This is a genomic window from Eikenella exigua (assembly GCF_008805035.1).
Taxonomy (GTDB): Bacteria; Pseudomonadota; Gammaproteobacteria; order Burkholderiales; family Neisseriaceae; genus Eikenella; species Eikenella exigua.
The window spans coordinates 457,672-480,878 of sequence record NZ_CP038018.1; the positions used below are offsets into that span (position 1 = coordinate 457,672).

Annotated in this window: 20 protein-coding genes and 2 pseudogenes; 6 read left to right on the top strand and 16 right to left on the bottom strand. The window is 52.8% G+C overall.

Annotated features, from left to right (window positions below):
• Positions 1–177 precede the first annotated feature (177 nt).
• The gene (locus tag EZJ17_RS02440) at positions 178–1,806 is read left to right on the top strand and encodes a DUF4874 domain-containing protein (protein WP_082886533.1); all 1,629 of its coding nucleotides are present in this window, start codon (positions 178–180) and stop codon (positions 1,804–1,806) included.
• Positions 1,807–1,947: 141 nt separating this feature from the next.
• A complete protein-coding gene (locus EZJ17_RS02445; RefSeq protein ID WP_067443973.1) occupies positions 1,948–2,508 on the top strand; it encodes an SMI1/KNR4 family protein in 561 nt (186 codons plus the stop codon).
• A gap of 68 nt (positions 2,509–2,576) precedes the next feature.
• Here the strand turns inward: EZJ17_RS02445 and guaA are convergent, their stop codons facing one another.
• The 7 genes from guaA to EZJ17_RS02480 form a co-directional block, all read right to left on the bottom strand.
• Entirely contained in the window at positions 2,577–4,145 is a 1,569-nt protein-coding gene (gene guaA / locus EZJ17_RS02450) for a glutamine-hydrolyzing GMP synthase (protein WP_067441628.1), read from the bottom strand.
• A gap of 117 nt (positions 4,146–4,262) precedes the next feature.
• Positions 4,263–4,616: a hypothetical protein gene (locus tag EZJ17_RS02455; protein WP_067441631.1), complete on the bottom strand. Its 354-nt coding sequence runs from the start codon at positions 4,614–4,616 to the stop codon at positions 4,263–4,265.
• A 90-nt stretch (positions 4,617–4,706) separates the two neighbouring features.
• Positions 4,707–5,012, bottom strand: coding sequence for a beta/alpha barrel domain-containing protein (locus EZJ17_RS02460; RefSeq protein WP_067441634.1), 306 nt, complete (start codon positions 5,010–5,012; stop codon positions 4,707–4,709).
• Positions 5,009–5,545, bottom strand: coding sequence for an RNA pyrophosphohydrolase (locus tag EZJ17_RS02465; protein ID WP_067441637.1), 537 nt, complete (start codon positions 5,543–5,545; stop codon positions 5,009–5,011). The genes EZJ17_RS02460 and EZJ17_RS02465 overlap by 4 nt, the downstream gene beginning before the upstream one ends.
• A gap of 131 nt (positions 5,546–5,676) precedes the next feature.
• On the bottom strand, positions 5,677–6,582 hold the full coding sequence (gene xerD, locus EZJ17_RS02470; RefSeq protein ID WP_067441732.1) for a site-specific tyrosine recombinase XerD: 906 nt from the start codon (positions 6,580–6,582) through the stop codon (positions 5,677–5,679).
• Positions 6,576–7,037, bottom strand: coding sequence for a methylated-DNA--[protein]-cysteine S-methyltransferase (locus tag EZJ17_RS02475; protein ID WP_067441639.1), 462 nt, complete (start codon positions 7,035–7,037; stop codon positions 6,576–6,578). Before EZJ17_RS02475 ends, xerD begins: the two co-directional genes overlap by 7 nt.
• A 12-nt stretch (positions 7,038–7,049) precedes the next feature.
• On the bottom strand, positions 7,050–7,496 hold the full coding sequence (locus EZJ17_RS02480; protein ID WP_067441642.1) for a peroxiredoxin: 447 nt from the start codon (positions 7,494–7,496) through the stop codon (positions 7,050–7,052).
• A 162-nt stretch (positions 7,497–7,658) separates the two neighbouring features.
• Between EZJ17_RS02480 and EZJ17_RS02485 the strand changes: the two genes are divergently transcribed.
• A complete protein-coding gene (locus EZJ17_RS02485; protein ID WP_067441645.1) occupies positions 7,659–8,210 on the top strand; it encodes a nitroreductase family protein in 552 nt (183 codons plus the stop codon).
• Between the two features lie 230 nt (positions 8,211–8,440).
• Here the strand turns inward: EZJ17_RS02485 and EZJ17_RS02490 are convergent, their stop codons facing one another.
• From EZJ17_RS02490 to ligA, 8 genes and pseudogenes are all read right to left on the bottom strand, one after another.
• Positions 8,441–9,742: an L-cysteine desulfidase family protein gene (locus EZJ17_RS02490; protein ID WP_067441647.1), complete on the bottom strand. Its 1,302-nt coding sequence runs from the start codon at positions 9,740–9,742 to the stop codon at positions 8,441–8,443.
• Between the two features lie 9 nt (positions 9,743–9,751).
• A complete protein-coding gene (locus EZJ17_RS02495; RefSeq protein WP_067441650.1) occupies positions 9,752–11,023 on the bottom strand; it encodes an SLC5/6 family protein in 1,272 nt (423 codons plus the stop codon).
• A 71-nt stretch (positions 11,024–11,094) separates the two neighbouring features.
• Positions 11,095–11,778: a helix-turn-helix transcriptional regulator gene (locus EZJ17_RS02500; RefSeq protein WP_067441652.1), complete on the bottom strand. Its 684-nt coding sequence runs from the start codon at positions 11,776–11,778 to the stop codon at positions 11,095–11,097.
• A 439-nt stretch (positions 11,779–12,217) separates the two neighbouring features.
• The gene (locus EZJ17_RS02505; protein ID WP_067441654.1) at positions 12,218–12,520 is read right to left on the bottom strand and encodes an integration host factor subunit beta; all 303 of its coding nucleotides are present in this window, start codon (positions 12,518–12,520) and stop codon (positions 12,218–12,220) included.
• 12 nt (positions 12,521–12,532) lie between these two features.
• The gene (gene rpsA / locus EZJ17_RS02510) at positions 12,533–14,209 is read right to left on the bottom strand and encodes a 30S ribosomal protein S1 (RefSeq protein ID WP_067441657.1); all 1,677 of its coding nucleotides are present in this window, start codon (positions 14,207–14,209) and stop codon (positions 12,533–12,535) included.
• Between the two features lie 170 nt (positions 14,210–14,379).
• A complete protein-coding gene (gene cmk / locus EZJ17_RS02515) occupies positions 14,380–15,033 on the bottom strand; it encodes a (d)CMP kinase (protein WP_231868132.1) in 654 nt (217 codons plus the stop codon).
• 249 nt (positions 15,034–15,282) lie between these two features.
• Complete coding sequence (locus tag EZJ17_RS10500) at positions 15,283–15,906, bottom strand: ClbS/DfsB family four-helix bundle protein (RefSeq protein WP_346265219.1); 624 nt, start codon at positions 15,904–15,906, stop codon at positions 15,283–15,285.
• Positions 15,898–18,225: pseudogene (ligA, locus tag EZJ17_RS02520) on the bottom strand (NAD-dependent DNA ligase LigA); the annotation flags it as partial. The gene EZJ17_RS10500 and the pseudogene ligA, both read right to left, overlap by 9 nt.
• A gap of 132 nt (positions 18,226–18,357) precedes the next feature.
• On the opposite strand from ligA, the gene EZJ17_RS02525 reads away from it, so the two are divergent.
• The 3 genes and pseudogenes from EZJ17_RS02525 (at position 18,358) to metE (ending at position 22,238) form a co-directional block, all read left to right on the top strand.
• Entirely contained in the window at positions 18,358–18,807 is a 450-nt protein-coding gene (locus EZJ17_RS02525) for a hypothetical protein (RefSeq protein WP_067443967.1), read from the top strand.
• Positions 18,808–19,074: 267 nt separating this feature from the next.
• Positions 19,075–19,542: a type IV secretion protein Rhs gene (locus EZJ17_RS02530; protein ID WP_151086079.1), complete on the top strand. Its 468-nt coding sequence runs from the start codon at positions 19,075–19,077 to the stop codon at positions 19,540–19,542.
• A gap of 401 nt (positions 19,543–19,943) precedes the next feature.
• Positions 19,944–22,238 (top strand): annotated as a pseudogene (gene metE, locus EZJ17_RS02535) (5-methyltetrahydropteroyltriglutamate--homocysteine S-methyltransferase).
• A 78-nt stretch (positions 22,239–22,316) separates the two neighbouring features.
• Here the strand turns inward: metE and rfbD are convergent.
• On the bottom strand, positions 22,317–23,189 hold the full coding sequence (gene rfbD, locus EZJ17_RS02540) for a dTDP-4-dehydrorhamnose reductase (RefSeq protein WP_067441677.1): 873 nt from the start codon (positions 23,187–23,189) through the stop codon (positions 22,317–22,319).
• Positions 23,190–23,207: the final 18 nt, after the last annotated feature.

A 23,207-nucleotide genomic window follows, 5' to 3' on the forward strand; every position in this document is an offset into this window, starting at 1 on the left:
ATGAACCAAGCATCAAAAATTTATCGGATTTTTTAAGTTTTAAATGGCAAGTAATGGTTTGGCAAACTTTTTGATAGAACGATTCTGATCATATATAGTCAGAATTATTAAATATGGAATACAGACTTTTGAATTTTTGACAATAAATTGTTTGGTATAGTAGGACTACTAAGTTTTATGGCATTAATTTTAGCAGTAGACGCTTTATTGCAAAGATTTCGGGAAATCGTCATCATGAATAACATGAATAAAAAGTTACTTTCAATTTTGGTTTGTGCTTTGGCCTTATCAGCCTGCAAAAAAGACGAACTCGATGCATCCGGTAATACTGACTCAAACCAGCAGATAACTCAACTTGTGGCAAAGCAAAATGAGGGTACGACTAATTTGGACATACCGGGAATAGGAAACTCTCCCCGGAATCAAAATATTAGTGTAGGTACGGGTAATAGTAATGGAAATAGCAATGGCAACCCCAGAATTACTAATGGCAACAATTCTGGAAATAATGTTGCTAATAATGCCAATAACAATAACAGGAACGATAATAATGGAAATAACAACGTTAAAACCGTCTTCCTGAAGGAAGCAGCTGGTGATGTGCCTGGCTACGGGCGTGGTTTTTACCGTTATGGTAAAGACCCTTCTCAAATTACCGATGCTGATTTGGAAAATGCCTATCGTGAGGGCTATCGCCTGATGTATATGCCGGCAGACTTATCTCAATGGCGGAATCAGGATTTGCCCCAGTCGTATTTAAATGCACTGGATCAGGGCTTATCCAAAATGAAAAATGTTAATGCCATTTTGCGTTTTTCATACGACTACACAGCAGCCGGGCAAGATACCAATTTGGCGCAGGTTCGTCGCCACATCGAGCAATTGCGCCCTATTTTGGCTAAAAACCGTGATAACATTTTCGTGTGGCAGGCGGGGTTCATTGGCGCATGGGGTGAATGGCATTCCTCTGCCAATAATTTGAATACAGACCAAAATAAAGCCGAGGTAATCAAGGCCTTGCTGAATGCAAACAATAACGGCATTTATGCCAAGCTCCAGTTGCGTTACCCAGGCGATTTGATGAACTTCCGCAATAACAGCAGTCTGCCTCGTGGTGCCGCTTCCCTAGGTATGCATAACGACTGTTTTATGGCCAGCAAAGATGATGTGGGCACCTATTACCCACGCGGCAGCGGGCGCTCATCCGAAGAGCTGCGCAGCTTTGCTCGCGACAACAGCATACATCAGGTATTCGGCGGTGAAACCTGTGAACCGCTGGCAGGAGCACGTACGAGCTGTGCCGATATTTTGAGAGAAGGCGCCGAATACCATGTGTCGTATCTGAACTACGACTACCACAAAACCTTTATCGGTAATTGGGAATCCGGCTCCTGCATGACAGAAGTCCGTAAGAGAATGGGCTACCGTTATGTAGTGGAAGAACTCAGTGCCTATGTTGACCAGCAAAACAGTAATATCGTTCACTGGTCGGCAAAAATCGCCAACCAAGGCTGGGCTAATGCACCTGATTGGGGCTATAAACTCTATCTCGTGGTAAATGGCCAAAAAGTCTTGTTGAACAACAGATTCTCAGTGCAGCCCGGTATTGCACAAAGCTTCCGTGGCAGCTTCTTGAAGAGCCAGCTGAATGGAAAAGCGCCGATTTTGCTGATCGATACAGAAGACGCCAATTATTCCGGCCCGCATCCGCTGCAATTTGCCAATGCCGATGATGCCAATGCACAAAAAGCACCGGAAGGCCCATTCCGCACCGGCCTCGCACTGAAATGGTTGTTGTCAATCTAAGTTGGTTTAGCTAACACGGCGGGAAACCTTGGAAACAGGGTTTCCTGCTGTTTGTGTATATAGAGTAGTATTGCTTAGATTGATAGTATTGATTGTGCTATTACACAAAAATACCGTCCAAGCAATTTGAGTGTTATCCACATGATCGAACAAATCATACCAACCATAATTGATAAGCATTTAGACAAAATCGTTAGTCGGCAACTGAACGCATTGCCTAGAAACATCGCTCCCGAAATGCGATCGGATCAGGTGTGTGAAGATGAAGACTGGTTTTTTTGGCTGCCCATTGCCAGTAAAGTGAGTGATGAGGAAATTGCCCAATGGGAAGATAGGACTAAACACCCTCTTCCCCAAAGCTACCGTACATTTTTAAAACACAAACATTTTTATGAATTACCGATTTCGGAGGCATCGTTTTTCGAACACCCTATTCATACTTGGCAGGCAAGCCTTGCCGAAGTGGTTTTTTCTGAGTATGCACAACCATTTTTGCTAGGTAAGGGTTACCTTCCCTTTGCCCATTGGAGCGACTGGGGCTATCTCTGTTTCGATACAAATCGAAACATCGCTAACCACGACTACCCAGTTGTGCTTTGGGATCATGAAAATGTTGACGAAGTACAAGATTTTGCTGGAGACTTCACTAGCTTGCTGTACCAGTTAGACCAGCAAGAACAACAGAATCCGATTTTCAGGTAGCCTCAAGCATAGCCCAAACAAAGCCCTGCCATTATCTGGCAGGGCTTTCTGATGTTTGCAAACCAGGTTTATTCCCACTCAATCGTGGCGGGCGGTTTGCCGCTCACGTCGTACACCACGCGGTTGATGCCGCGTACTTCGTTGATGATGCGGTTGGACACTTTGCCCAAGAGCGAATAGGGCAGTTCCGCCCAGTGTGCGGTCATGAAGTCGCTGGTAATCACGGCGCGCAGGGCGACGACGTAATCATAAGTGCGCCCGTCGCCCATCACGCCGACGGATTTCACGGGCAGGAACACGGCAAACGCTTGGCTGGTGAGGTCGTACCAAGAGGTGCCGTTTTCGTCTTTGTGGTTGCGCAGTTCCTGAATGAAAATGTCGTCTGCCTGGCGCAGCAGGTCGGCGTATTCGCGCTTCACTTCGCCCAGAATCCGCACGCCCAAGCCGGGGCCGGGGAAGGGGTGGCGGTACACCATTTCGCGCGGCAGGCCGAGCGCCACGCCCAGTTCGCGCACTTCATCTTTGAACAAGTCGCGCAGCGGTTCGAGCAGCTTCAGCTTCATGTTTTCAGGTAGCCCGCCGACGTTGTGGTGCGATTTGATGGCATGGGCTTTTTTGGTTTTCGCGCCGGCGGATTCGATCACGTCGGGGTAAATCGTGCCTTGTGCCAGCCATTTGGCGTTGGTGAGTTTTTTCTCTTCGGCGTCAAACACTTCGATAAATTCTGCGCCGATGATTTTGCGCTTCTGTTCTGGGTCGGTCACGCCGGTGAGTTTCGCCATAAACTGTTCACTGGCATCCACGTGAATCACGCGCACGCCCAGGTTGTCGGCAAACATTTTCATCACGTTTTCGGCTTCGTTCAGGCGCAGCAGGCCGTGGTCGACGAATACGCAGGTGAGCTGGTCGCCGATGGCGCGGTGGATGAGTGCGGCGGCCACGGAGGAATCCACGCCGCCGGACAAGCCCAAAATCACTTCGTCGCTGCCGACTTGTTCGCGGATTTTGGCCACGGCTTCGTCGATGTAGTTCGGCATGGTCCAGCTGGGCTGTGCGCCGCAGATGTCGAGCACAAAGCGGTTGATGAGGGCGCGGCCTTGTTTAGTGTGGGTCACTTCGGGGTGGAACTGAATGCCGTAGAAGCGGCGTTCGGCGTTTTCCATCATGGCGATGGGGCAGGAGGGCGTGCTGCCGATGGTGCGGAAGTTTTCAGGCAGCCTGCTCACTTTGTCGCCGTGGCTCATCCACACGTCCAAGGTGTTCGGTGCGCCGTCGTGAATGCCGCTGGTGAGCGCGCTGTCTTGCGTTTGCACTTGGGCGTAACCAAATTCGCGCTGGTTGCCGGCCTGCACTTCGCCGCCCAAATGGTGCGCCATAAACTGCATGCCGTAGCAGATGCCGAGCACGGGCACGCCCAAGTCGAACAGCCCCGTGTCGGCCTGGTATTCGCTGTCGTACACGGAATTGGGGCCGCCGGAAAGGATGATGCCTTTCGGGTTGAAGGCTTTGATGTCGGCCAGCGGCATGTCGTAGGGGTGCAGCTCGCAATACACATGGGCTTCGCGCACGCGGCGGGCGATGAGCTGGGTTACTTGCGAACCGAAGTCGAGGATGAGGATTTTGTCGGGGCTGGTCATATCGGTATCTCTGTGTGGATTGGGATAGGATTTCTGGTTTCAGGTAGCCTCTGCACGCTTTGGGCGCAAGTTCAGGCTACCTGAAATAGGGGGGTTAAGTGCGGCAGGTTGGTCGGTTTAACGGTAGCGTCGCAAGATACGCTGAATGTGTGTGCGGCGCTGCCGGCACACTGCCGCCGTGTCTGCATCGGCGCCGGTGTCATAACGGGCGCGCTCAGCTTCCACTTGTGCACCGTTTTGCCGCCACCATGCTTCTTGGTCGCGGTTGAAACATGGTTTGCTCAGCTGCATCAGTTTGTCGGCTTGCTGCTCGGCGGCTTTGGAAAGCGCGAAATTATCGTTGTCGGCACAGGCGAACAGATAAGTCATGACCTCGATACTGTCGCGGTTAATCTGCCGGCATTGCCGGGCGGTGGGCTGGGCGGCAGCGGCCAAGGGTAGCAGGGCCAATATCATTGCTAAACGTTTCATGCCTACTCCTTACGTGAGAAAAAAAGCCAAACGAAGCATTGGGATAGTGTTTTCAGGTAGCCTCACCATCATGGCAGGCTACCTGAAAACTCAAGCAAACAGTTTTTTCACTTCCGCGCCCACATCGTCGGCGCGCATGAAGGTTTCACCGATCAGGAAGCTGTGCACGCCGTGGTTGCGCATGAATTGTACGTCTTCGCGGCTGCGGATGCCGCTTTCAGTAATCACGATGCGCTCTTCGCCGGTGATTTCGGGCAGTAAATCCAGCGTTTGCTGCAGGCTCACTTCAAATGTGCGCAAGTTGCGGTTGTTCACGCCGCGTAGCGGTGAGGAGGCAGCATCGGCGGCTACTTCTTGCTGTTGGGTGGCGAGGATGCAGGTGAGGATGCTGCTCATCGGTGGGTTTGTTCTTCGGGCAGGGCAGCGTAGCGTCGGTTGAACTGCTCCAGGGTTTCCAGATTGTGCAGAAAGCGCGAAAGCTCCCGCAGGGCGTTGGTGTATACGTCTTTTTTAAATTCAATCACTTCTTCGATGGGCGCCCAATAGTCGTGCCAGCGCCAGGCGTCGAATTCCGGCTGGCTGCTGGCACGCAGGTGCACATCGCTTTCGCGGCCGGTGAGCCGCAGCAAATACCAAATCTGTTTCTGCCCGCGATACGCGCCGCGCCATTGGCGGCGCACCCAGTTGCCGGGCACGTCGTAGCGCAGCCAGTCGCGGGTGCGGCCGAGGATTTTCACGTGGTGCGGCAAAAGGCCCACTTCTTCGGCCAGCTCGCGATACATGGCGGCCTCGGGGCTTTCGCCGGGCTTGATGCCGCCCTGCGGAAACTGCCAGGAATGCTCCTGCACGCGTTTGCCCCAGAACACTTCGTTGCGCTGGTTGGTGATGATGATGCCGACATTGGGGCGATAACCTTCTCTGTCCAACATAATATTTTTCGCCCAATTTGAATAATTTTAAACGTACGGATTTTCCCACAAAACGGCACGGCAGGCTACCTGAAAGCTTTCAGGTAGCCTGCCGCCTTGTTCCATTTTCATTTGAATCCGCTATATCTTGTTTACCCACGCGGATGATGCTGTGCTACCAGCTGTTTGAGCCGCTCGTTGGCCACGTGGGTGTAGATTTGCGTGGTGTTCAGGCTGGCGTGGCCGAGCATCATTTGCACGCTGCGCAGGTCGGCGCCGTGGTTCACCAGATGGGTGGCGAAGGCGTGGCGCAGGCCGTGCGGGCTGAGCTCGCTGATGCCGGCTTCCGCGGCGTAGCGTTTCACCATCTGCCACACCAGCTGGCGGCTGATGCCGCTGCGTTTTTGTCCCACGAATATGAAATCGCACGGGGTGTGCTTGAGCAATTCGCCACGCGCGGTTTTCAGGTAGCGTTCCAGCCAATGCACGGCTTCTGCGCCCAACGGCACGATGCGCTGCTTGTTGCCCTTGCCGATCACGGTAACCACGCCGCGCTGCAAGTCTAAATCCTGCAGCTGCATTTGGGCGGCTTCGGACACGCGCAGGCCGGTGGCATACAGGGTTTCCAGCACGGCTTTGTCGCGCAGGCCGAAGACGGTTTCCGTGTCGGGCGCGGCCAATAGCGCGTCGATTTGCGCTTCGCCGATCAGCGGCGGCAGGGCGCGGCCTTGGCGCGGCGGGCGCAGGTGTTGTGCGGGGTTGTCGCTGCGGCGGTTTTGCAGCTGCAAAAAGCCGTAGAGCTGTTTGACGGCGGAGAGGGCGCGGGCTTGGGAAGCGGGTTTTTCATCCGGGGCATACACGGCATCGGCCAAGGCGTCGGCATCGGCCTGCTGCCAATCCAATCCTTGCGCGTGCAGGCGGCGGGCGACTTTTTCCAGGTCGCGCCGGTAGCCGGCCAGGGTATTGGCGGCGAGGCGGCGGGTGAGGAAGAGCTCGTCCAGCGTTTGCTCGATGGGCTCTTGCCAGGCGGCGGGCAGCGGTTCGGCCGGATTCACAATGCCACTCCTTCGTGCGCGAGCAGCCAGCGTTTCACTGCTAGGCTGCGCTCGGCATCGCCGCCCATGCTGAAGCCGCCCAGCCCGTTGGTTGAGAGCACGCGGTGGCAGGGGATCAGCAGCGGCAGCGGGTTTTTGCCGCAGGCGCCGCCCACGGGGCGCGGGTGGCTGCCGATGCGCCCGGCAATCCATTGGTAGCTGCGGGTTTCGCCGAACGGAATCTGGGCAATCTGCGCCCACACGGCCTGCTGAAACGCCGTGCCTGCGGGTGGCACAAACGGCGGCAGCGGGGCAGGGCTACCTGAAAAGTAGCTGTCCAGCCATTGTGCCAGCGGGGTGTCGTTTGGCAGTGCGGGCAGGAAGGGCGCGGCGCTGTGCTGCAGCAGGATTTCGGCGGGCAAGCCGTTGTGCAGGCGGCACAGCAGCGTGCCGAAGGGGGCTTGGTAGCAGTATTGCATGGCGGTGTTCCGCTAGGCTGTTTCGCGCAGCGCGTCGAGCACGGCTTGGGCGTGGCTGGCGGCTTTCACTTTGCGCCATTCGCGCGTGATGTGGCCTTGTGCATCCAAAACGAAGGTGCTGCGTTCGATACCGAACACTTTTTTGCCATACATATTTTTCTCTTTGATGACATCAAACAGGCGGCACACGGTTTCATCTTTATCCGACAAGAGTGGCACTTCCAGCGCGTATTTGCACACGAATTTCTGGTGGCTGGCCACGCTGTCGCGCGATACGCCGGCTACCTGAAAACCGAGCGCCTGAAATTCGGGCAAGAGTGCGCTGAATTCCTGTGCTTCGGTGGTGCAGCCGGGCGTGTTGTCTTTGGGGTAGAAATACAGCACCAGCGGCAGGTGGTCGGCGGCGGCGAAATCGTTGCCGTTTTGGTCGGGCAGGGTGAAAAGGTAATTGGTGCTCATGGCGGCTCCTAACGGGATGAAATCGGCTGGCATTATAGCGTTAAACCGGGGCAGGTATCGGGGGACGGTTTGGATTGGGTTGGGGCGGGTGTTTCAGGTAGCCTGAATGTGTGGTATAAGCACGGCGTTTTGTTTTCAACGCACACTTTAAGGATTAACCCCATGAACGCAATTGATTTGCTTACCACCCGTCGCTCGGTGCGCCACCTTGCCGAACCCGCACCCAACGATGCTCAGCTGGAAATCATTTTGCAGGCCGCCACGCAAGTGCCCGACCACGGCAACCTCACACCGTGGCATTTTGTGGTGGTGCAAAGCGAAGTAGGCCGACAGGCGTTCCGCCAGATTTTGCAGCAGTGTGCCGAAGAAATCGGCGGCGAAGCGGCGCGCAAGGCTGAAGTGGTGGGGCAGATGGCGCCGATGGTGATTGGTGTGGTGTCCAAGCCCAAGCTGGACTGCCTCAAGCCGAAGCCGGAGTGGGAGCAGCTGCTCAGCGCCGGTTGCGCAGCTTATGCCACCCAACTGGCGGCCAAGGCGCAAGGTTTCGACAATGTGTGGATTACCGGCCTGTGGGTCAACACTGCCGCGCTGCGCGAAGCTTTCGGCTGCGGCGAACACGATAAAGTTATCGGCCTGCTGATGATCGGCACCGCGCAGAAGGAAACCAACGGCGGCAAAAATACCGATTTGGCGGGCTTGGTCAGCTATTGGTAAACCCTGCCCTATAAACCACGCCCTATGATGATAAGGCTACCTGAAAACGTTGTTGTGTTTTCAGGTAGCCTTTTTTGATTTGCATAAATTGATTTTTTGGCTCAATAGATAAATAAAAACCTATTGTGAAAAATAATTCCAATAGGTTTTTATATCTTCAATCGATTAAATATTTTACCGCATATATGATGCAAAAGTTTTTAATCGAATTTATGTTTTTGAGCAAAAATTTAAGAATAGGGTTTGCTTACCATAATTTCAATCACCTGTTGATCAATATGTTGCATACTTTTTGAGGCAATAGCACACAAATTATCAATAGTATGGTCAAGATCATGCTCAACAATACCTTCGTTACCTGTTACACGAGTATCATCCATTGCCATCAGGATTGATTTATAGCCTGAAGCAACGCTGGTGGATACTTTCATGGCACAGCTATTTGCCGCACCATCACAGATAATACCGCTGATGTCGCCTATCATGCTACAAATGCCCATACTGGCAGTTTCAAATTTGCCCGTGAGCAAATAAGCGATACCTGCACAGCTCCCCATCGAAGCTGTGGTAACAGCACAAAGGGCTGATAATTTTGGTAATTTGCTATGAATATAAATGGCCATTAAATGGGACAGGAACAGCGCGCGTAAACGTTTTTCCTTATCCACTTTCAAATAGTCTGCCACCACCACAACCGGCATCGTTGCTGCGATACCCTGGTTACCTGAACCTGAATTGCTCATTGCAGGTAACGTAGCACCGCCCATACGTGCATCGGAAGCTGCGGTAGTTTCAATCATGATTTTGCTGAGCAAATCATCTGAAATCAAACCACTACCTACCTGTTTACGCAAAGTTCTGCCAATATGTAAACCGTAATCTTCGCGCAAGCCTTCATCGGAAAGGGCACGATTGAGTTCCGCAGCCTGCTCGATAAAGTGGATTTGATCCAACTCCACTTCATTGGAAAATTCAAAAACTTCTCGTGCACTGATATTTTTGAAAATATCGTAAGGATTGTAATCCTCATTTTCATCCTGTTGTTTTTCAAAAATAAGTTCTCCGTTTTTTTCAATTAGTACTATATTGGTATGTTGATCCTGAATGGCAACTTTCACCCAGTCATTATCGGCAAAGAGTATAGCTTCGGAATATAAAATATGATCTGTCGGATGAATGGTTACCTGTACTGACTTTTGATCCAGCATTGATTTGGCTGCAGAAACTTGCTCTGGCGTAATTTGTTTTAACACTTCCAAGCCACCATCAGGATCACCACCCAACGCACCAATTGCTGCAGCAATAGATAAACCCACCATTCCCGTCCCGGGCACTATTACACCTAAACCGTTTTTCATTAAATTAGCTGAAACTTTGGCTTCGATTCTAGAGGGAAATTTTCCTAGATATTTTGCAGCAGTTGCTGAAGCAAGAGCTAAAGAAATCGGCTCAGTACAACCTAATGCAGGTACCACGTCTTTTTTGACAATATTGATCAATTTATCGCTAATCTGTTGTATTTTTTTATTCATGATAACCTCCTATAAGAATGCAATAAAGGGAGAAACAAACAGTAAGATTCCGGTAATAATGATGATATAAAGATCTATACCTTTAAATTTGTGCAACATCGGAACTTTGCAGACTAAATAAGCCGGAATCAAACAGCCAACCAACCCAAAAATCGGACTGCAAATAGAGGTAAAGCTTAATACTGGTGCATTGAGAATAATGGCCCCCCATGCTAATAAAATACCAGCAATCATAGTGCCTTTCTGGACATAACTATGATTTATTTTATCTTGAGGCATAATACGTGATAATGCATTTATTATAATACCTTGAGTAGCTTCTCGAAAACCAAGATACACACCAAAAAAAGCAGTCATTACAGCGAAAATATTTAAAATCATACCTACATAAGTTGCCCAAGACCCTGGAAAAAATTGTGCCACAATTGCAAGCGCAGAAATATTTTGTTCATAAGCTTTCAAGGCTTCTTCTTTTCCCATGGCAAGAGTGAAAGAAACTGCATAGAAGAATACGGAAGTGAATAAAATAAGAAACGCGATATTCATAGCACGTAAGGCTTTACGTCTGGCAATTTCACGATTCGCCTCTTTTTTTCTGTAAGAGATAACCATTGGGCTTAATGTTTGGATAAATAGAATTGAAGTTAAAGTAAAAGGGAGAGTGATAATTGAGTTTTTAATTAACAAGCCTGTCGGAGGAAGTGCTCCGATATTATGTAAATGCCACATCCCAATCATCGAAAAACCCAGCGCAACAACAACAAATAACTTTGTAATAACCATAAAGCTGGATAACTTAAAAAGCAATTTTTCACCGCGTGATGAAATTGCTACTAAAATACAAATCAGCCCCAAACCATAGAATGGATTTTCAGAAAGTAAGGTATCTGTCATCCCAAAAGTATAGAGATAAGAGGCACTATCATTAGTAATAGCCGTGGAATAAACAAACATCCAAATAATCAACATCACGAAGTACAAAACACCAAGTAATATCCCCCAGTTTTTTCCAAGGTAGCCTGAAATCACACTGGGGTAGTCTTGGCATTCCGGAGATTCGGCCAACGTATTGATAAATAAACGTTGGAATAAATACATTGCGGGGTAACCAATCACAGAGGAAAGTAAGAATACCCACATACCCATCAAGCCGACCTGGACAGGCAAAAATACAATCCCTGCGCCAATTGCCATGCCTATACTCATAATGATCCAGCCAAAGTCAGTAGCATCAAATTTCATTGCGGCTTTGTATTCTGCTTTTGAGAGTTCAGCTTTCATATTTTTCTCCTAAATAAGAACATTTTGCGGTTTACTTCTTAACGACGAAAAAACACAACATCAAATTAATTTCAAAGACATTCATTCTTTAATTTACGTAAATGCTTATAAATCGCATATTTGGTAAGTTCTAATTTTTCGGAAACAAAAAATACAGCATCTTTTAATTCGAAAAAACCATCTTCGTACAAATGAGCAATAATGGCTTTTTTATAATTTTTTTGACTACTGTTGATATGTAATTCAACGTCAGAAATGGCGACTGACAACATACCATCCATCATATCATTTTGGTTTATAACAAAATTTTCATCTTTAGGAGGAGTAAGAAATGCCTGTTGCGGCAAAAGGGAGGCGATAACTTTTTCAAAGGGATAAGATAAATTCAGATTAATACAAAATAAACCGATAGGCTTCCCTGAGTCGTTTAAAATAATATGCGTAATGGATTTGACTAAGTGCCCGTTATATGTGGTGGAAAAATAACTTTTCCCAACCTGTTCAGGATTTTTTTGATAATTCCTAAGCATCTTTAGTGCCTTATCCGTTATCGGTGAGCCAACCGAACGACCTGTATGAAAACCATTGATAATTTTTACTACAGATGAATTAAATCCTTCCAACTGATGTACAACTACTTCACAATACTCGCCTAATAAATGTGCAACAGAATCAGCTAGGTGGAAGTAAGATTGCAAAATGGCCTGATCGGTATCATTAATTGGCAAAAAAGGAGGCTGTGCAGAATCTATCATTATTTTGCTCTCTATCCTAAAGATGACTACATACTAACGACAACATATTAATTGGTCAACTTAATTTAACTGAAAATATGATTTTGGTTAAATTTTCTGTAATTAAATTGGAGATGTAAAAATCCATTGCGCCTTGACAATAGATTTTAAATGAATATTATTTCACATATATTTCAAACACATAAAACAACCTAAAGCAAAACGTTACTCCGAACAGCCAAAAACTACCTGAAAACCTGCATCTGCCCAAATCTGAACGGTCTGGCTGAAACTTCGCCCCCCCCTCGAAAGGGAAGGGCACGCCTCTCTTAATCAGCCTTTGTTGGCACCACACCTGATACCATCCAATCCCTCCCCATTAAACATCATCACTATCCCTTGCCAACAAAAAAGCTACCTGAAACTTTTCAGGTAGCCTTTATTCAGTTTAGCGCCAAGCTTACTTGGCAGCTTGATCTACGCGTTCGCGCAATTCCTTGCCGGCTTTGAAGTGCGGCACGTATTTCTCGGGCACGTTCACTTTTTCGCCGGTTTTTGGGTTGCGGCCGATGCGGGCCGGACGATGGTTCAGGTCGAAACTGCCGAACCCGCGAATCTCGATACGCTGACCACGAGCCAGCGCACGGGTCATGGCATCCACCAAAACCTTCACGCTTTGCTCCACATCCTTAACAGCCAGGCGGGAATGCCCTTGAGCCAGGTACTTCTCGGCCAGATGGCCCATCAACTCTGATTTGGTCATTTTGTGCTATCCTTATTCATTTTCGCCGCCGAGCTTGGCCTTGAGCAAATCGCCCAGGCTGGTGGTGCCGGCATGGCTGGCCGCTGCGTTCACGGTGTTGAGCGCTTCGCGGTTTTCTTTGGCAGTGCGGGCTTTTACCGACAGCTTGATATTGCGGTTTTTGCGGTCTACAGTAACGATGACAGCTTCCACTTCGTCGCCTTCTTTAAGCTTGGTGGTTAAGTCTTCCACGCGCTCACTGTCGAATTCGGAAGCGGGCAGGTAGGCTACCACTTCATCGGCCAGCTGCACTTCGGCACCTTTGGCTTCAACGGATTTCACGGTGCCTTTCACCAAGGCGCCTTTGTCGTTGATGCTGATGTAGCTGCCGAAGGGGTCGCCTTCGAGCTGTTTGATGCCCAAGCTGATGCGTTCTTTCTCTACATCGATAGACAATACAACGGCTTCCACATCCTCGCCTTTTTTGTATTTACGTACGGCTTCTTCGCCGCTTTCGCTCCAAGAAAGGTCGGAGAGGTGTACCAGGCCGTCGATGTTGCCGGGCAGGCCCACAAAAATACCGAAATCGGTGATGGATTTAACTGCGCCGGTGAGTTTATCGCCTTTGTTGAAGTTGGCGGCAAATTCTTCCCACGGATTAGCCTGGCATTGTTTCATGCCCAGGCTGATGCGGCGGCGGTCTTCGTCGATATCCAGAATCATCACTTCTACTTCGTCGCCCAGCTGAACCACTTTGCTCGGGTGAACGTTTTTGTTGGTCCAGTCCATTTCGGAAACGTGTACCAAGCCTTCGATACCCTGTTCGATTTCAACGAACGCGCCGTAATCGGTAAGGTTGGACACCTTGCCGAACAGGCGGGTGCGGGCAGGGTAACGGCGGGCGAGGCCGCTCCAGGGATCTTCACCCAGCTGTTTCATACCCAAAGATACGCGGCTGCGGTCTTGGTCAAATTTCAATACTTTAGCTTCTACTTCCTGGCCCACTTCCAGCACTTCGCTGGGGTGTTTTACGCGGCGCCATGCTAAATCGGTGATGTGCAACAGGCCGTCGATACCGCCCAAGTCTACGAATGCACCGTAGTCGGTAATGTTCTTCACGATACCTTTCACCACGGTGCCTTCCTGCAGGCTTTCCAGCAGGGCCTGGCGCTCTTCGCCCAGGGTTTCTTCCAATACAGCGCGGCGGGATACCACTATGTTGTTGCGTTTTCTATCCAGCTTAATCACTTTGAATTCAACTTCTTTGCCTTCAAAGTGAGAAGTGTCTTTCACCGGGCGCACATCCACCAAAGAGCCGGGCAGGAAGGCACGGATGCTGTTGATCATCACAGTGAGGCCGCCTTTGACCTTGCCGTTGATCACGCCGGAGAGAATCTCGCCGCTTTCCATGGCTTCTTCCAAAGCCAACCAATCAGCAGCACGTTTGGCTTTTTCACGAGAGAGCTTGGTTTCGCCAAAGCCATTTTCTACAGATTCTATGGTTACGGTAACGAAATCGCCTACTTTAACTTCCAGTCCGCCTTGAACGTTTTTGAATTCGTTCAAATCAATTAGGGATTCGGATTTCAGGCCGGCGTTCACGATAACGTGTTTGTCGGTAATGGCCACCACTTCGGCGGTAATTACCTCGCCCTGATTCATTTCTTGTACGGCTGAGTATTCTTCCAGTAACTGGGCAAAATTTTCCATAATAAAGTTTTGTCTTTAATCCACGCACGGCCAAGGAGTGCGGAGGGTTGGAGTTGATCGGAGCTTGCCACCCTTGGCGTGGCAAGCATAAGCATAAGTATTAATTCTTAATATACGGCACATCTGCTTGTAGAGCGTGTGTGCTAAAAATATGGCATTATACAGTAACTTTATTTTTCCCGATACCAATCAAGCACTTTTTTTACCGATTCTTCAATCGTCAGTGTCGAAGTATCGAGCAGATGGGCTTTAGGCAGCTTTTGCAGCGGTGCAACGGCACGGTTGCGGTCGGCTTCGTCGCGTGCTTCGATGTCAGCCAAAATGCGCTCGAAACCCGCGCCCGCAAGCGGTACGCCGATTTGTTTGGCGCGGCGTTCGGCACGCACCTGTGGCGAAGCGGTGAGGAAAATCTTGAGCACGGCATCGGGAAATACCACCGAGCCCATATCGCGTCCATCGGCCACCAGCCCCTGCTCGGTTAAAAACGCACGTTGCCGTTGCAATAAAGCCGTGCGCACCGCCGGCAGCGCCGCCACCCGTGATGCCCCCATACCGATTTCCTCGCTGCGGATGGCAGCGGAAACATCTTCCCCGTCCAACAGCACTGCGCCCTCGACAAATTCCGCCGGTAAAGCCTGTGCCAGCGCGACTACAGCAGCTTCGTTATCCCAGGCGATTTGGCGGTTTCGTGCATAGAGCGCGGTGATGCGGTAGAGCGCGCCCGAATCCAGATAACGCCAGCCCAAGGCATCTGCCACTCGCTGCGCCACCGTGCCTTTGCCTGAGGCGCTCGGCCCGTCGATTGCGATTACTTTCTGCGGCATAGCTGTCTCCGAAAAAAACGCCATCTTACCCGAGATTGCCGATGAACGGGGCAGGGATGGCGCAGATAGGGGAGGTGTGGGCAGAAAAGGCTACCTGAAAAATGGGGTGGCCAAATTGTAGGGAGCAGGTTTTCAGGTAGCCTTATTAAGGTTGTTTTAACAGGGTATGGAACTTATACACATGGGCAATATTTCAAACGGTGTGCACATCTACGGTATGCATGCCTAGCCATGTGGATTCTGCTTTTTTCATTTTCGGATGTGTGTGCGGAAGTTGGTAAATGGTGCAACAGTGTTGATATGCACCCATTTCCAGATCGGCCATTTTGCCTGGTTATCTGCCCATCTGCGCTGGTTGGACCCAAACAATTCCTGTTCAGAAAGCGTTTCCAGCCATTCGCAAATTTGGGCAACCTGCCCGCGCAGTTGGGCTTGCGCCTCTTGCAGCGTGAGGCTGCTGTATTGCTGGTAAAACTGCTGGTACAGCCCGCCCAAATCGTTCCATTTGTAGCCTTCGGCAGGCGTGTGAACGGTTTGGCCTGCCTGCTCGTCTCGCTCCCATTGCAACAGCAGGCTGGTCCAACCGAGCTGGTAGGCCAGATGTTCAGCCGGAGTTTTGCCGTCGGGCACGGCACGGCGGTGTTTGTCGGCTTCGGCAATGTCGGAAAATTCAGCGAGGTATTTGTCTAGTGCGGTGTGGATGGCCGTAATCAGTTCGGCGGCGTTGGCGTAGGTTTTCATGGAGCTATCTTTGTGTTGACTTGCGGGCATGCAATTTGGGTTATCGCCTAGCCAAACCATCATGCGCCCAAGTGGGTTACAGATAAGGGAACAGGTTTCCAGGCAGCCTTTTAATCCGCTCCCCCCCAGCATCCCCAGCAACTCCTCCTCGCTCAATACGGCCACGCCCAGTGCCTGAGCCTTTTCCAGTTTGCTGCCTGCGGCTTCGCCCGCCACCACGAAATCGGTTTTTTTGGATACGCTGCCGCTCACTTTGCCGCCGGCGGCTTCGATGAGGGCGGCGGCCTGGTCGCGTTTCAGGGTGGGCAGGGTGCCGGTTAGGACAAAGGTTTTGCCGGCGATGGGGCTGTTTTCGGGGTGCAGGCTGCCTGAAACGTCGTCCGAGCTGCTTTCAGGCAGCCCTTCGGTGAAGGCGATGATGTCTTGCAGCAAGGCGGCGTGTGCAGGCTGCCTGCGCCAGTCTTGCCATTCTTGCGGCAGGGCTTGGTCGGTTTGCAGGGCGTGCAGGCTGCCGGCGAGCTGCCAGAGTTCGGCGGCGCGTTTTTCGCTGAGTTTGATGTTGGGCAGGCGTTGCAGCCATTGTTCGGGTGCGGCGTGGGCGCGGGTTTGGGGCGACGGGGCGGCGGCTTGCGGGGCGACGTGTTGCAATAGGTCGTCCAGCATTTTTTGCTGTGCAGGCTGCCTGAAATAATGGGCGATGGCGTGGGCGACGACGCTGCCGATGTCGGGCAGGCAGGCGAGGATGGGTTCGGGGGCGCGGCGCACGATATCGAGGTTGCCGAACGCGGCGGCCAGCTGCTTGGCGGTGCTTTCACCGACGTGGCGAATGCCGAGGGCAAACAGGAAGCGGGCGAGCGGCGGGGTACGGCTTTGGGCGATGCTGTCCAAGATGTTCTGCGCCCATTTGGTGGCGGCGGATTTGCTGTCTTTGATGGTTTGCAGTTGGGCGATATCCAGTTGATAAATATCGGCAAAGCTGTGCAATACGTCGGCGGCGACGAGGGCTTCGATTTGCTTGTCGCCCAGCCCGGCGATGTCCATGGCTTTGCGGCTGGCGAAGTGGATAAGCCCTTGTGCGCGCTGGGCTTGGCAGAGCATGCCGCCGGTGCAGCGGGCGACGGCTTCGCCTGTTTCGCGTTCCACCGCGCTGCCGCACACGGGGCAGGTTTCGGGCAGTTTGAACGGCTCGTACTTCGCTTCCATTTGTTCGCCCAATAAATCAACAGGCTGCATCGGGCGGCGTTCCAACAGCACGCGCACCACTTCGGGAATCACGTCGCCCGCGCGGCGCACAATCACGGTGTCGCCCACGCGCACATCTTTGCGCGCCACTTCGTCTTGGTTGTGCAGCGTGGCGTTGGTGACGGTAACGCCGCCCACGAACACGGGCGCAAGCCGCGCCACGGGGGTAATTGCGCCGGTGCGGCCGACTTGCACGTCAATCGCTTCCACGGCGGTGAGCGCTTCTTCGGCGGGGAATTTGTGCGCAATCGCCCAACGCGGCGCGCGCGACACGAAGCCGAGTTGTTGCTGTTCGGCCAACGAGTTCACTTTGACCACCATGCCGTCGATTTCATACGGCAGGCGGGGGCGGTGTTCGGCCAGCCGTTCGTATTCGCGCAACACGGCCGCCGCGCCGGTGTACGCGCCGAAATAGCCTTCGGGCAGCGAAAAGCCGAGTTCGTGCAACAGCGCGAGCTCTTCCATATGGCTTTCAGGTAGCCTTTCCGCGCCGGAAAGCTGGGCGATGCCGTAGGCGAAAAAATGCAGTTTGCGCTGAGCGGTGATTTTGGAATCGAGCTGGCGCAGGCTGCCTGCGGCGGCGTTGCGCGGGTTGGCGAAAGGCTTTTGGCCGGCTTCGAGCTGGCGTTGGTTCAGCGCGGCAAAATCGGCTTTGAGCATCAGCACTTCGCCGCGCACTTCCAACAGTGCAGGCTGCTTTTCGCCGTGCAGTTTCAACGGGATGTTGCGCACGGTTTTGATATTTTCGGTTACGTTTTCGCCCGTGGTGCCGTCGCCGCGCGTGGCCGCCTGCACCAAAATCCCGTTTTGATACAACAGGCTGACGGCCAGCCCGTCAAACTTCGGCTCGGCGGCATATTCCACCTGCGACACGCCCAATTCCTTGCACACGCGCTCGTCAAACGCCAAAAATTCGGCGTGGTCGAACGCGCCCGTTTCGTCGTCGCGCGGCGAAAACGCGTTGTTCAGCGACAACATCGGTACGGCGTGCACCACGGTTTCAAAGCCGTCCAGCACCGCGCCGCCCACCCGCTGCGTGGGGCTTTCGGGCAGCCTGAACTGCGGATATTCGGCTTCCAGGGCTTCCAGCTCGCGGTAGAGCCGGTCGTATTCGGCATCGGGCACGCTGGGCGCGTCCAAAGTGTAGTATTCGTGGGCGTAGCGGTTGAGCGTTTGCACGAGGGTGCGGATGCGTTGTTGGGCGGTCATGACGGCGGTGTAAATAAAAAAAGACGGCGCATATTATCACGCGTCCAAGGGGGAGAGGCTACCTGAAAGGAAGGAATAAAGGCTTTCAGGTAGCCTGTATAATGCGCAGCATCTCTAAAGAAGGAGCCTGCCATGGCCGAACTGAATGACCATACCTACGAGCAAATCACCGCACTGTGCGAACAAGGCGACGAGCTGGCCGATGCGGAACGCTATGCCGAAGCCATCGAACGTTTTTGGCAGGCATGGGATTTGCTGCCCGAGCCGCAAACCGAATGGGAAGCCGCCACTTGGATACTGGCCGCCGTGGGCGACACCGAATTTTTGCGCGGCAGCCACGAAGCCGCCCGCGATGCCCTCAGCCACGCCATGCACTGCCCAAACGCCATCGGCAACCCCTTTTTGCATCTGCGGCTCGGCCAGGCGCAATTTGAATTAGGCAACTTCGAGCGCGCCGCCGACGAGCTCATCCGCGCCTACGCGCTGGGCGAAGAGGAGCTGTGGGCAGGCGAAGACCCAAAATACCTCGACTTCCTTGCCACCGTGTGCGAGGACATCGAAAACTACAGTCGTAAACACTGAGCCGCGTTGTTTCACTATTTAAGGCTACCTGAAAGCACAGCTTCAATGAAGTCAAAACGAGGCTTCCGTAGGAAGCTGAGTTTCTGCGGAGCAGGCCGAGGCTGCAACGAAGTGAAGCAAGCCGAGTTGCTGCATAGTTAAACTGTAAGCTATTGTTTCCATATGGCCAGCAATTTTCAGGTAGCCTCTTCCCCTATTGATTGATAAACCACCCATGCCCCCACGTTCCCGCCCGCTCACCCCGCCGAAACCAAACTCGCCCGCAGCGTGTTTGGCAGAGGGCTGCGTTATGAACGCATCCGCCTGCACGGCGGCGCGTGGTGGCTGCCTACCCGCAATATTGCCATCGCCCCCTTCGGCCATGTTTACTTCCCCGCCAACCGCTTCTGCCCCGATTTCGCCAAGCGCCCCTTTATCGAACGCGCCTGGCTGGTGCACGAGCTGACGCACGTTTGGCAGCATCAAAACGGCTTCCCCGTGTGGCTTGGCGGCAGTTTGCTGGCCCTGCGTTTGGGCTACCTGAAAAATCGCGCCTACCGCCTGCCCATGCTCGATACCGTGCCGCACTTAAACCGGCTCAATATGGAACAGCAGGCCGAAATCTTCGCCCTATATTACCGCGCCGCCGTTTGCCACGACCCCGCCGCCACTCCCTACCTGCCGCAGTTGCAACGCCTGTTGCAGCCGTTTTTTGCCAACCCGAGAAGCCGCGAACTGTGGCCGAAGTGGCTTTGAGGGTAGGGCGTGGCTGTGTTTTAGCTGCGCAGAAACTCTGCTTCCTATGGAAACCTCGTTTCAGGTAGCCTTTTGGGTGTGATGTAAGGCTACCTGAACTTATTCAGCTTAGACTTTTTTCTTCTATCCATTAAAAATTTATTTATAAAGACAGGGCGAGGTGGAAAGAAGAGAAGGATGTAGAGTCTTAGAGTTTTATTCAATATCTTGAAAAATAATATTTTTCTTAAAATTAAATAAAATTTATTCGGGCTGGCTTTGCTGTTTGTATTAATTTCATTCATGCAAAGCAGCAAATTTATCGCTTGCAACTTGCCTTATCCTGCCGCAAACTCGCCTCCTGAGAAATTTTACTTATTTCCTAAACATTTTCTGTTTTGCAAACCATTGAAGGAGTTTTTATGAACACATTCCACCTCTCCGGTTATCCGCGCATCGGCGCGAAGCGTGAGCTGAAATTTGCCGTTGAAGCCTTTTGGAAGGGTGTGAAATGCGAGGCTGAGATTTAAGCTGTAGCGGTCGACATTTATCGCATCAACTGGGCCACCCCCAAAGCTATTGATGCGGATTTACTGTGCATTCTGGGCGGTATTCCCTCTCGTTTCGGCTTCGACGCAGCCAAACTAACCCTGCCGGAATACTTCCAGCTGGCACGCGGCAACGCCACCCAGTTTGCCATGGAAATGACCAAATGGTTCGACACCAACTACCACTTCATCGTGCCCGAATGGTCTGCCGACACTGAATTTAAGGTAAACGCCAAAAACCTGATTGCCCAAATCAAAGAAGCCAAAGCGCAAGGCCACGACATCAAGCCCACGCTGGTGGGCCCGGTTACGCTGGCTTGGCTGGGCAAGAAAAAAGAAGACTTCGGCTGCCGCGTAGCCAAACTGCTGCTGCCCAAACTGCTGCTGCCCAAACTGCTGCTGCCCAAACTGCTGCTGCCCAAACTGCTGCCTGCTTACGCACAACTCTTGCGCGAGCTGGCTGCCGAAGGCGTGGATTGGATTCAGATTGACGAGCCGATTTTGGCTGCCGAAGCTTCACAAGTGTGGCTGGACGCATTCGCCCCCGTGTATCAGGAGCTGGCCAACACCGGTGTGCGCATCGTTATCGGTACTTATTTCGCTTCCGTGGCCGAACACTTAAACCTGCTGAAATCCCTGCCCGTACACGGCGTGCACATCGACTGCGTGCGCGCACCAGAGCAGCTCTCCGTGTTTGCCGACGGCTGGCCGGACAACCGCGTACTGTCTGTCGGCCTGATTGACGGCCGCAACGTATGGCGCGCTAACCTGAACAAGGTAATCGACACGCTCGAGCCCGTGAAAGCCAAATTCGGCAACAACTTGTGGATTGCCCCCCCCCCTACTCGCTGCTGCACAGCCCGCAAGACTTGGCCGTGGAAGAAAAACTGGACGGCAAAATCAAATCTTGGATGGCCTTTGCCGCACAGAAACTGGTGGAATTGGGCGTGGTGAAACAGGCTTTGGCACATGGCAAAGCTGCTGTTCAGGCTGCCTTGGCTGAATCCGATGCCGCTGCCGCCGACCGCGCTACCAACAAGAAAATCCACAACGCAGCCGTGCAAAAACGCGTGGCCGACCTGCCTAAAGGTGCCGACCAACGTAAATCACCGTTTGCCCAGCGCATTAAGGCACAGCAGAAATGGATGAAACTGCCCGTGCTGCCCACCACCACCATCGGCTCCTTCCCACAAACCACCGAAATCCGCCAAGCGCGCCGCGTTTAAGAAAGGCGAGCTCCCCGCTGCTGACTACGATGCCGCGATGAAGAAAGAAATCGCCTACTGCGTGGAAATCCAAGAAAAATTGGAGCTGGATGTGCCCGTACACGGCGAAGCCGAGCGCAACGACATGGTGGAATACTTCGGCGAACAGCTGGCCGGCTACTGCTTCAGCCAGTTCGGCTGGGTGCAGAGCTACGGCAGCCGCTGCGTGAAACCGCCCATCATCTTCGGCGACGTGTCCCGCCCCAATCCGATGACCGTTTATTGGTCCACCTACGCGCAAAGCCTCACCAAACGCCCGATGAAAGGCATGCTCACCGGCCCGGTAACCATGTTTAAATGGTCGTTTGTGCGCGACGACGTGCCGCTGAGCGTAGTGGCCAAGCAAATCGCATTGGCGCTGAACGATGAAGTGCTGGATTTGGAAAAAGCCGGCATCAAGGTGATCCAGATCGACGAGCCCGCCATCCGCGAAGCCATGCCGCTGAAAAAAGCACAGTGGGACGAATACCTGGCCTGGGCTTGCGAAGTCTTTCGCTTGAGCAGCACCGGCGCGGAAGACGGCACCCAAATCCACACCCATATGTGCTATTCCGGGTTCAACGACATCCTGCCCGCCATCGCCAGCATGGATGCAGACGTGATTACCATTGAAACTTCACGTTCCGACATAGAATTGCTCACCGCGTTCAGCGACTTCAAATACCCGAACGACATCGGCCCCGGCGTGTACGACATCCACAGCCCGCGCGTACCCACTGAAGCCGAAGTGGAACGCCTGCTGCGCAAAGCCATGGAAGTGGTGCCCGTAGAGCGCCTGTGGGTCAACCCCGACTGCGGCCTGAAAACCCGCGGCTGGAAAGAAACCTTGGAACAGCTTGAAGTGATGATGGCGGTTACCAAAAAACTGCGTAAAGAATTGGCGGATAAAAACATTACCCGCTAAACACTGAGGCAGTTGGAATAATAGGCTACCTGAAAATGAGCGACGCGAATTTCTGCGAAGCCAAAATTTTTGGATGCTTTAAAGATAATCGGCCAGATTGCCCAGTACGCTTTGCCAATCGCTGGGGGCTATGCCGAAGGCGGTGTGGATTTTGCGGCAGTCGAGGCGGGAGTCGGCGGGGCGGCGGGCAGGGGTGGGATAGTTGGCGGTGGTGATGGCGCGCAGTTCGGGCACGCGGGGCAGGATGCCTTGCTCGGCAGCGCGGCGGAAGATTTCGGCGGCAAAGCTGTGCCAGGTGGTGTAGGGGCTACCTGAAAAGTGGTAGAGGCCGTAGGGGCAGTTTTCGGTTTGGGTGCGCCCGGCGATGTGCAGCAGGGCGGCGGCGATGTGGCCGGCATAGGTGGGGGCGCCGCTTTGGTCGGCCACGACGCCTAGGCTGTCGCGTTCGCGGCCGAGGCGGAGCATGGTTTTCACGAAGTTGTGGCCGTGTTCGCCAAACACCCAGGCGGTGCGCAGGATGATGTGGCGCGGGCAGGCAGCCTGCACAGCTTGTTCGCCGGTCAGTTTGCTTCGGCCGTATATGGTTTGGGGATCGGGGGCGTCAGTTTCGAGGTAGGGGCGATCGGTGCGGCCGTTGAAAACGTAGTCGGTGGAAATATGCAGGATGGCGGCGCCTGCGGCGTGGGCGGCGCGGGCGAGGTTTTCGGCCCCTTCGGCGTTGGCGGCATAGGCAGTGGCCGGCTCGCTTTCGGCTTTGTCCACGGCGGTGTAGGCGGCGGCGTTGATGATCACGTCGGGCTGCTCGCGCTCAACGGCCTGCAATACGGCGGCACGGTTGGCGATGTCGAGCTCGCTGCGGTCGTAAGCAGCTACCTGAAAATTGTGGGCGGCGGCCTGCTGGATGAGGGCTTGGCCAACTTGGCCATGGTGGCCGGTGATGAGGAGTTTCATGGGGCTACCTGAAATTGG